This window comes from Rahnella sp. NRRL B-41462 (assembly GCF_003263525.1).
GTDB lineage: Bacteria > Pseudomonadota > Gammaproteobacteria > Enterobacterales > Enterobacteriaceae > Rahnella > Rahnella aceris.
The window spans coordinates 1-10625 of the sequence record NZ_JYDF01000137.1; the positions used below are offsets into that span (position 1 = coordinate 1).

A 10625-nucleotide genomic window follows, 5' to 3' on the forward strand; every position below is an offset into this window, starting at 1 on the left:
GGTGGCGGAATTGGTAGACGCGCTAGCTTCAGGTGTTAGTGTCCTTACGGACGTGAGGGTTCAAGTCCCTCTCTTCGCACCACGTGATTCTGTTCCTCAGTTTTTCCTTCCTGCAATACTTCTTTCAGTTTCAAAAAATAGAAAAGACCCGCAGCTTTACTGTGTTTCCTGTTTTTCATCTTAAAAAAATCCTTTTATTACAATAAACTAAAATTCAACGTTACCGCAGCCAGACTTCCTGCCAGCGCCATAAATGATGGCAGCAACATATAGTGTCGCAACGTACGGTGGAACAGCATGCCCAGCGTGATCAGCATTGCAACGACTATCAGCACGCGTAACTGATCGAGCGACATATGCGTCAGGGCAAGCAGCGGCATCAGTGCGCAAGGCAACAATACGCCCCAACCGCTGGTAAGACGTTTGCCAAACATCCACACAACCGCCCAGATGCCACATGCAATGGCCATTGCTGGTATCATAACCTTGCTCCAAATGATGGTAATGAGAACTAATATCATATAGGATTTTTTCTCATTTACCACCTATTTACAGTCCCACCCTTCGTTTGGGTGACACCTGACCGCAAAAGTGTTAGTTTTGTGGCAGTTAAACCACATTAGTACAGCCTCAATTAAGACAGTCACTATAAAAACAACATTTATTGCGTTCTAATAATTACATATTAGAACTATTAGCCTTCCTGCATGGAATAATTACGCGGTATAGGGCGATAAGACACTTTATCTATTCAGAACAACACACGCTAAATAGAGTAAATTTGATGATATCTCATTCCTATGATGAGCTGCTTAAAAGCAAACATCGGCTGGCGATGTTGCTATTCTTTTTTTTAAATAGTGCAACTGCATTATTTTCTATGGCTTACCCGCCAGAGAATGCAGTCTCTACGCCATTTCCGTTGGTGCTGATTTTTGTGCTTTGTTTTTCAGGGCTGATATTTTCTTTTTTCAGTAAGAAAAATTACTCTGCCCATCTTAATATGTGTTCAGTCGCCGTCGGGCTGTTATGGGCCTGGCAAATAACCTTACGCTTTGAAGAAATCGGCCATCTGGATAAAAATTATCTTTTAGTCAGCTTGCTCAGTATATTCTTTATCAGTGCCATCGCTTTATCAGATAATTTTCTGGCTTTTTGCCTGCATGCAGTACCTTCTACTCTTTGCGTCATCTTCTTAGACGATTTCCAACATGTCGAGCGCATCTTATTTACCGTGTCATTGCCGCTGATTGGCCTGTGGCTGCATCATCTGATGCTCAAACGCAGCGATGAATTTACGCGCAGAATGGTGTCCAATCTCTACAGCGAACGGGAAAAATTCAGCGACCTGAGTATGCTCGATCCGCTGACCGGCCTTTACAACCGCCGGGGTTTGCAGAATAAGCTGGAAACGCTGTTCAATCAGGATTCAGGGCACTACGTTATGCTGCTCGATATCGACCATTTCAAAGCCTATAACGACAACTATGGCCACACGATGGGCGATCAGGCATTGGTGCGTGTCTCTGCCGCTATCCGCGATGCAGTGCGCTCGCGGGATGTGGTTGTCCGTTATGGCGGAGAAGAGTTCCTGGTACTGATGTCCAACGTTAAACAGGAACACGCGGTTCGCATGGCAGAGCGTATCCAGAATAAAGTCCTCGGGCTGAATATCCCGCATTTGTTTAATGTTGAGGTCTCCACCCACGTCACAGTAAGTGCCGGGCTGGCTGCGCTGGAGGACGGTGACTTTATTAAGACTTTAGGTAAAGCCGATGCCTCACTCTATAACGCAAAAAACAGCGGCCGTAATAAAATATTTTATGCCTGGGAAGAGACCCAGGAGATACAGCAAGCCGTGGAAGAAAAAATAGCCTGACGATGATTTATATATAGTATTAATAACAACACACTTATTGTTATTAATTTTTGCGAACAATGTTCAGCGTTTTACCGGTTCGTCATAAAGAAAGCCGTCATTCATTTTCACTGCATAATCATTCAACTTTCAGCCAGATTAATGGTTCTGGCTGAAAGTAAAGAAACTTGTTTACTATAATGAATGTTACTAATCCCTGTTACTTTTCAACTTTTTAAATCTACTTAAATATGCCTGCACACGTCCGCTTTACCACGAAATAAGCACAGATAAAAATAATCCTAAAAGACATCTTGAGTCCATTTCCCACCCGTTATCGACCTCTTCTGCAACCACAATCCCTTTGTCTCTAAAAAGTCTCTAAAAATGTCCTAGTTTGTTGATTTAATGTAATTATTAATTCTCTTACTGGATTTGTGAACTGACTCATGTTCATCTTCCGGCGAGTGCCAGCGCTGATTTCTCTGTGGCACTGACCGGAAGGCTCCACTACCGGACACTTCTTACACTACCGCCACCCGCTGCTCATGTTTCTGAAGGATCAGTTAACAGCAGCGCTTTTGTTTATCTCATCACTCTACATAATAAAAGGTCCAGTGTATGAACAGTTCGATAGTGTTAGGGATTATCTGGCATCTGATAGGAGCAGCCAGCGCAGCTTGCTTCTATGCGCCATTCAAACAAGTTAAACATTGGTCATGGGAAACCATGTGGTCGCTTGGCGGCTTCTTTTCCTGGATCATTTTGCCGTGGGCGGTCAGCTACGTGCTGTTGCCTGATTTCTGGGCCTATTACGGTTCATTCAGTTTTGCGACCCTGCTGCCCATTTTCCTGTTTGGCGCCATGTGGGGCATCGGTAACATCAACTACGGCCTGACCATGCGCTACCTCGGTATGTCGATGGGGATAGGCATCGCCATCGGCATTACCCTGATTATCGGGACGCTGATGACGCCTGTTTTACAGGGCAAAATTGGCATGCTGTTTGGCACAACAGGTGGCCAGCTTACCCTGCTCGGCGTATTTGTTGCGGTCATCGGTGTGGCAATTGTCAGCTATGCGGGTTTCCTGAAAGAAAAAGCATTGGGCATTAAAGCTGAAGAGTTCAATCTGCGAAAAGGGCTGATTCTGGCTGTAATGTGCGGGATTTTCTCCGCAGGGATGTCTTTCGCCATGAGCGCTGCGGTGCCAATGCACGAAGCAGCACGCGAACTCGGGATTGATCCGTTGTACGTTGCCCTGCCAAGTTATGTGGTGATTATGGGCGGCGGTGCGGTCGTTAACCTCGGTTTCTGCTTTATCCGTCTGGCAACACGTAAAACCATCTCTTTGCGCGCCGATATGTCGGTGGCGAAATCCCTGCTGCTCACCAATGCGGTCTTTTCCATTATTGGCGGCGTGATGTGGTATCTGCAGTTCTTCTTCTACGCCTGGGGCCATGCCAGCATTCCTGCAGAATATGATTACATGAGCTGGATGCTGCATATGAGTTTCTACGTATTGTGCGGAGGCATCGTCGGTCTGGTGCTGAAACAATGGCTCGGGGTAGGCAAAAAACCAGTACGCGTTCTTTGTATCGGTGCGCTGGTGATTATTCTGGCGGCGAATATTGTCGGTCTGGGTATGGCACTGTAAGCGTTACGTTTCTCAACGACAGCAGAACTTATTCTGCTGTCGTTGAGGATAAAAGGATTTTGCCGGTCTGCTGTGTAAAACGCTGCCGGTAGTCCCGCGGCGAAACACCACTTGCACGACTGAACACCACAGAAAAATAGTTACTGTCATCAAAGCCGCATTCAGCGGCCACGTCACTGATCGTCATGTTGCCGTAGCGCAGCAAACTCATCGCCCGGCAAAGCCTCAACTGACGTAAATAATGGGTCACGCTCATGCCGGTGTACTGCTTGAACAGCGAACGTAAAGCACGCGGATTGAGCTGATGTTGCAGACAAAACGTTTCAAGATGGAAGGGAGCGGAGATATTTGCCCGCAGAGCCATCAGCAATAGATCCAGCTGATGCGCATCCGGTAACGCTCCACTGTCCGGCCGCTGACGAAAACGCAGTAACAACAGTGCCAGTTGCATCAACAGGGCTTCACTCAGCTGGATCGAAAGCGGCTCCGATTTCATACACTCTTTAGCAAGCTCATCCACTTTATCGCGCAAAACCGCCATGCCAAGCGTACTTAAACGCCAGTAACGTTGTTCCTGGCTGACATTTTCACCCGGTAATAATTGCGACCAGTCGGCTGCCAGCCCGAAACGCTCACGGCAAAACAGCACATTATCCAGTGCCAGTTCGTTGACTGACTCATAGCTATGCCGGTCCCGCGAATTAATATAAAACAAGTCACCACAGGTGATGGGATAAGGGATGTCGTTCCAGACATGCAGACCATTACCGCGCCAGACAATGACCAGTTCATCAAAATCATGGTCATGACTCGGAAAGTCGGCCTGCGGGTGACGTTCAGCCACCACGACCGAATTCATTTTGGTCAGGAAGAAGTCATTTTTATTCAATTTCAATGACATAGATGCAATCTCAAACCCGTTTGACGACAAAATAAACGAGGCAGTTCTCAGGTAAGAATACCGGAAACCGCGAGAGGTGCCGTTTAACGCAACTGATCACGCATGAGTTTTGGCGACACCGAAAACTCCCGACGAAACTGTGTCGAGAAGTGGTTACTGTCACTGAAGCCGCAGGCATAGGCGATGTCGGTAATACTTTGATCGCTATGATGTAAACGACGGCGCGCCTCCAGCAACCTCAGTCGGTTGAGATACCGCTGTGGCGTCATGCCGGTGTAATGCTTCATCTGACGATGTAATGTTCTCAGCGCCAGCGAAAAACGTTCTGCAGCTTCGGTCCAGTTGACGTCCTCACTGTAATGCGACTGGAGCCATTGCAAAAGTTGATTGACCCTGTTTTCCGAGGTATCTCGCAATTGTGACTGGAAACAGTCCTGATAAAGCAGGATCAGCAGTTGTAAAAACAGACTTTCACGGGTCGCAATGTGTTCCATTTCAACACTGTCAGGCAACGCTGCAAGCTGTGTGATGCAGTTCAGTACCTGCTGAAGCACGCACGGACTGAGCTGCCAGTGGACCTGTGACTGATAGTGATGTTCCTGAGGAAGGAAGTGGCCGACGTCCTGAATGAACCGGAACGCCTTCGGCGAGCGGAACAGCACATTGGTCAGCCGCAGGTTATCCACATTTTCAAACAGATGATGATCGCTGGCGCGCACGAAACAGACCGTACCGGCCGTCAGTGTATAAGGGTTGTCATTGAAGATATGCACACCCGATCCGCTTTCCACCAGCATAATTTCGTGGAAATCATGGTAGTGCTCCGGGAATACATCTTGCGGAAGCCGCCGCTCAACCGTCACAGTCAGCTCAGGTGCCGCAAAATAATCATCACCTCTCAGTAACGTCATGTATCACCTCCGGTTCAAAATCCTTGTGCTTCGGGAACCAACCCTACCCTGCGCCCTGCGTTTTTGCCTTCAAACCACGGCAGCAAAAGCGCCATAAACGGTCATATTTCAAAGATTCAGCCTGTCGTGATGCAGATCTGCGGCAAAGATCACAATCGCGTATTCCGGTTTACTCCGGCGCGGCAAAACCCTGTTTCAGTCAGCTTTGAACCGTTATGTGATCTGCCTCGCATCTACCTTTTTAATGCTGCCATCCCGCCAAAACCGGTGGCAATCACCGGAAGGTGTCCCTCAGGCACCTCCCCTACACTGGCCACATATTCAATAAGGAATGGCCGCTATGAGAACACACCATCTTGCCGCTATTGACCTCGGCGCTTCCAGCGGCCGGGTGATGCTGGCGACGTTTACCCGTCAGGATCCCGATCCGGCAGCGACGCTGACACTGAAAGAAATCCACCGTTTTCCTAATAACCTGATCCGCGTTGATGGCCACGATACCTGGGACCTTGATGCGCTGGAGAAACACATACTTGAAGGGCTGAATCGCCTCGACGCGTCCGGCGTTCAGCTTGACGGTATCGGGATTGATACCTGGGGAGTGGATTATGTCCTGCTTGATGCACAGGGGCAGCGGGTCGGCTTGCCGGTTGCTTATCGTGACAACCGCACGGAAGGCGTGATGGCGCGGATGGAACAGCAGTTTGGCCGCGAGAATTTGTACCAGAAAACCGGCATTCAGTTCATGCCGTTTAACACACTTTACCAGTTGCGCGCGCTGAGCGAACAACAGCCTGAAATCGTCAGTAAAGCAGCCCACATGCTGATGATCCCGGATTATTTCCTTTACCGCCTCACCGGAAAACTGAACTGGGAATACACCAACGCCAGCACCACACAGATGCTCAATCTCGCCACCGGTGACTGGGATGAAGATTTGCTGAAACTTGCAGGTGTGCCGCGCCGCTGGTTGCAAAAACCTACACAGCCGGGTAACTCCCCGGGACTGTGGAAAAGCCCTCGCGGACGCAGCGTACCGGTATTCAGCGTCGCAACGCACGATACCGCCAGCGCGGTGGTTGCCGCCCCGCTGACCAGTTCACACAGCGCCTATCTCAGTTCCGGCACCTGGTCGCTGATGGGCATTGAAAGCCCGCACGCTTTTAACCATGCCCAGGCACTCCACGACAATATCACCAACGAAGGCGGTATCGACGGCAGCTATCGGGTGTTGCGCAATATCATGGGCTTATGGCTGTTCCAGCGGGTTTGCCGCGAACTGAACATCCAGGATTTACCGTCATTAATCACGCTGGCTAAAAACGTCACGCCGTTCACTTATCTGATTAACCCGAACGAAGATCGTTTTATCAATCCCCCCTCTATGGTGGATGCCATTCGCGATGCCTGTCGTCAGGCGGGTGATCCGGTGCCAGAGTCGCCAGCTGAACTGGCGCGTTGTATTTTCGACAGCCTTGCCATGTTGTATCGCAAAATCGCCTTGCAACTTGCTGATTTACAAGGGACACCGCTGGAAGATATCCACATCGTTGGCGGCGGCAGTCAGAACCAGTTCCTGAATCAGCTTTGTGCTGATGTCTGTCAGGTCAGCGTCAGCGCAGGCCCGGTGGAAGCTTCAACGCTTGGCAATATCGGCTGCCAGCTGATGGCGTTAAACGCCGTCAAAGATACCGCTGAATTTCGTCGCATTGTTGCCACGAATTTTGAGCAACACCACTACATTCCACGTATTCACGCGGATTTCGCTATTCACTGGCGCCGTTTTCAGGCGCTCTGTCACGTCAATGAGGAACTCGCAGTATGACTTCATCTATCGATCAAGCATGGACACTTGCCAAAGAACGCTTTGCACAGTTGGGTATTGATGCCGAAGCTGCAATCAAACAACTTGATACCCTGCCCGTTTCTATCCATTGCTGGCAGGGGGATGATGTCGCTGGCTTCGAAAACCCTGAGGGCAACCTGACCGGCGGTATTCAGGCGACCGGTAATTATCCCGGCAAAGCGCGCAACGCTCAGCAGCTTCGTGCTGACTTAGAACTGGCGATCTCCATGATCCCTGGCCCTAACCGGCTGAATCTGCATGCGATTTATCTGGAGTCCGATAAGCCCGTTGCCCGTAATGAGATTGAACCTAAGCACTTCACCGGCTGGGTTGACTGGGCGAAGAAAAACAAGCTGGGTCTGGACTTCAACCCGTCTTGTTTCTCACACCCGCTGAGCGCCGACGGCTTCACGCTGTCACACGCAAACCCGGAAATTCGCCAGTTCTGGATTGAACATTGTCAGGCCAGCCGCCGTGTCTCTGCCTCATTTGGCCGCGCACTGGGCACGCCGTCAGTGATGAATATCTGGGTGCCGGATGGCATGAAAGACATCACCGTCGATCGTCTGGCACCGCGCCAGCGCCTGATGAGCGCACTTGATGAAGTGATTTCTGAGAAGTTTGATATCACCGAACACATCGATGCCGTTGAAAGCAAACTGTTCGGCATCGGTTCTGAAAGCTACACCGTCGGCTCAAACGAATTCTATCTCGGTTACGCTGCCAGCCGCGGCACTGCGCTGTGCCTCGATGCCGGCCACTTCCACCCGACTGAAGTGATCTCCGACAAAATTTCTGCTGCGATGCTGTATGTGCCGCGCCTGCTGCTGCACGTCAGCCGTCCGGTACGCTGGGACAGTGACCACGTAGTTCTGCTGGACGACGAAACGCAGGCCATCGCCAGCGAAATCGTGCGCCATGACCTGTTCAACCGCGTTCATATCGGTCTGGATTTCTTCGATGCCTCGATCAACCGCATCGCTGCCTGGGTTATCGGCACCCGCAACATGAAAAAAGCCCTGCTGAAAGCCCTGCTCGAACCGACCGATTTACTGAAAAAACTGGAAGCCGAAGGCGATTACACCGCACGTCTGGCTCTGCTGGAAGAACAAAAATCCCTGCCATGGCAGGCCGTGTGGGACATGTATTGTCAGCGTCACGATGTACCGGTTGGCGGTCAGTGGCTGGATACCGTCCGTCATTACGAAACCAGCGTGCTGGCAAAACGTTAATTGCCGCCGAACGCAACAGAAACGCATTCACCTTATTCGCAGGAAAGAACCGATGAAAACATTATTTAGCTCGTGGTTTGTGCAAGGCATGGTCAAAGCGACCACCGATATGTGGCTGAAAGGCTGGGATGAACGTAACGGCGGCAACGTCAGCATGCGCCTGTTACCGGAAGACGTCGCACCTTATAAAAATGATTTTTACGACCAGCCGCGCCAGGTTGAACTGACTCAGCATGCGCCTGATCTGGCCAACGAATACTTCATCGTGACCGGTTCCGGTAAGTTTTTCCGTAACGTGCAATTAGCCCCGTCAGAAGCGCTGACCGTTATTCAGCTTGATGACAAAGGCGCCAGCTACAAAATCCTGTGGGGTCTGACCGCCGGCGGTCTGCCAACCTCTGAACTGGCCTCACATCTGCAATCTCACGCTGTGCGTAAACGTGTCACCAACGGTCAGGATCGCGTGATCATGCATTGCCATGCGACCAACCTGATCGCACTGACGTACGTGCTTGAGCTCGACAGCGCCAAGATCACCCGCAAGTTGTGGGAATGCAGCACCGAATGTCTGGTGGTCTTCCCCGACGGCGTGGGGATTGTACCGTGGATGGTGCCGGGTACCGATGGTATCGGCGCAGCCACTTCCGACCGGATGCAACATCACAGCCTGGTGTTGTGGGCATTCCACGGTATCTTCGGTTGCGGCCCGACGCTGGATGACGCTTTTGGCCTGATCGACACTGCTGAAAAATCGGCGGAGATCCTGGTGAAAGTGATTTCTATGGGTGGAATGAAACAAACCATCCAGACCGATGAACTGATTGCGCTTGGCAAACGTTTTGACGTCACGCCTTTTGAGGCCGCACTGAAAGCCTGATCAGGCACTTTATGCTCCAGACTTCATAAATCCTGCACGGGGAACAGTGGATGTTTCCCGTAGCAGGAAATGGCAAAGACCGCGGAGCAGCGCACAACAGGACACCTATTTTACTTACTCTATAGAGGGAATTTTTATGAGTTTCATGTTGGCACTTCCTAAAATCAGCCTCCACGGTCAGGGCGCAATCGAAGATATGGTTGCGATGCTGGCGACTAAGCAACACGGCAAAGCGCTTATCGTTACCGATGGCCAGTTAATCGAACTGGGTCTGCTCGACAGTTTATTCTCCGCACTTAAACAGGCCGGACTGCCTTACGCTATTTATGGCGGCGTGGTACCCAATCCAACCTCTGCTCACGTTGATGAAGGTTTCCGTTTGTATCAGGAAAACCAGTGCGATTACCTGATCGCTTTCGGCGGCGGCAGCCCGATTGATACCGCAAAAGGCATCAAAATTCTGACCGCCAATCCGGGGCCCGCCACAATGTATTCCGGTGTCGGTAAAGTTACCAAACCGGGTGTCTTCCTGGTGGCGATTAATACCACAGCGGGCACAGCCGCAGAACTCACCAGCAATGCGGTGATCATCGACAGCCAGCGTCAGGTGAAAGAAGTGATCATCGACGCCAATCTGATCCCGGATATTGCAGTGGACGACCCGGCGGTTATGCTCAAAATCCCGGCCAGTGTCACCGCTGCTACCGGCATGGATGCGCTAACCCACGCTATCGAAGCCTATGTTTCTGTCGGCGCACATCCTCTGACCGATCCGACCGCGCTCGCCGCGATTTCAACTATCACGCAATGGCTGCCAAAAGCAGTCGATCACGGCGATGATATTGAAGCCCGCGAGAAAATGGCGCAGGGACAATATCTGGCCGGTATGGCATTTAACAGCGCAGGCTTGGGGCTGGTTCACGCACTGGCGCATCAGCCGGGCGCGACACATAATCTGCCGCACGGCGTCTGTAATGCCATCTTGCTGCCGGTTGTCGAAGAGTTTAACCGCGCCAGTGCACCTCACCGCTTTGCCGATATCGCCCGCGCGATGGGCGTACATACGCAAGGTATCAGCGAAACACAGGCCAGTATTGCGGCCATTGACGCTATCCGAAAATTGTCCACCCGCGTGGGTATTCCTTCCGGTTTCAAAGAGCTGGGGATTAAGGAAAGCGATATCGAAGGATGGCTGGATAAAGCGCTGGCTGACCCGTGCGCACCGTGCAATCCGCGCACCGCAACTCGTGAAGAAGTGCGCGAGTTGTATCTGAAAGCAATGTAGTTTCTTTGCTCCCCCTGAAAGGGGAGAACACGGAAACAGCTCGGTCTGCTCCCTCCCCT

At 51.0% G+C, this 10625-nt stretch carries 9 protein-coding genes; 6 read left to right on the top strand and 3 right to left on the bottom strand.

The genetic code is table 11. The annotated features are described in order from the left end of the window. Positions 1-197 precede the first annotated feature (197 nt). Positions 198-482, bottom strand: a complete 285-nt coding sequence (locus UC14_RS24310) for a DUF1435 domain-containing protein (RefSeq protein WP_013577116.1) — start codon at positions 480-482, stop codon at positions 198-200. Between the two features lie 302 nt (positions 483-784). Here UC14_RS24310 and UC14_RS24315 point away from each other — a divergent pair, with 302 nt between their 5' ends. After that, on the top strand, positions 785-1879 hold the full coding sequence (locus UC14_RS24315; protein WP_112198609.1) for a GGDEF domain-containing protein: 1095 nt from the start codon (positions 785-787) through the stop codon (positions 1877-1879). 600 nt (positions 1880-2479) lie between these two features. Continuing rightward, entirely contained in the window at positions 2480-3514 is a 1035-nt protein-coding gene (gene rhaT / locus UC14_RS24320; RefSeq protein ID WP_112198610.1) for an L-rhamnose/proton symporter RhaT, read from the top strand. A 28-nt stretch (positions 3515-3542) separates the two neighbouring features. Here rhaT and rhaR read toward each other — a convergent pair whose 3' ends face one another. Together rhaR and rhaS are read right to left on the bottom strand one after the other, a co-directional pair. After that, entirely contained in the window at positions 3543-4415 is an 873-nt protein-coding gene (gene rhaR, locus UC14_RS24325; RefSeq protein WP_013577119.1) for an HTH-type transcriptional activator RhaR, read from the bottom strand. 83 nt (positions 4416-4498) lie between these two features. Then, positions 4499-5326 carry an HTH-type transcriptional activator RhaS gene (gene rhaS, locus UC14_RS24330; RefSeq protein WP_013577120.1) on the bottom strand — a complete coding sequence of 276 codons (828 nt, stop codon included), beginning with the start codon at positions 5324-5326 and terminating at the stop codon, positions 4499-4501. Positions 5327-5666: 340 nt separating this feature from the next. Between rhaS and rhaB the strand changes: the two genes are divergently transcribed. The 4 genes from rhaB to fucO all read left to right on the top strand — a co-directional run bounded on the left by rhaB (position 5667) and on the right by fucO (position 10566). Further along, positions 5667-7151 (top strand): rhamnulokinase, encoded by a 1485-nt coding sequence (gene rhaB / locus UC14_RS24335; RefSeq protein WP_013577121.1) that lies wholly within the window; start codon positions 5667-5669, stop codon positions 7149-7151. Next, positions 7148-8404 (top strand): L-rhamnose isomerase, encoded by a 1257-nt coding sequence (locus UC14_RS24340; RefSeq protein ID WP_013577122.1) that lies wholly within the window; start codon positions 7148-7150, stop codon positions 8402-8404. Before rhaB ends, UC14_RS24340 begins: the two co-directional genes overlap by 4 nt. Positions 8405-8456: 52 nt before the next feature. After that, positions 8457-9281, top strand: coding sequence for a rhamnulose-1-phosphate aldolase (gene rhaD, locus UC14_RS24345; protein ID WP_013577123.1), 825 nt, complete (start codon positions 8457-8459; stop codon positions 9279-9281). Between the two features lie 136 nt (positions 9282-9417). Next, complete coding sequence (gene fucO / locus UC14_RS24350) at positions 9418-10566, top strand: lactaldehyde reductase (protein ID WP_112198611.1); 1149 nt, start codon at positions 9418-9420, stop codon at positions 10564-10566. Positions 10567-10625 lie beyond the last annotated feature (59 nt).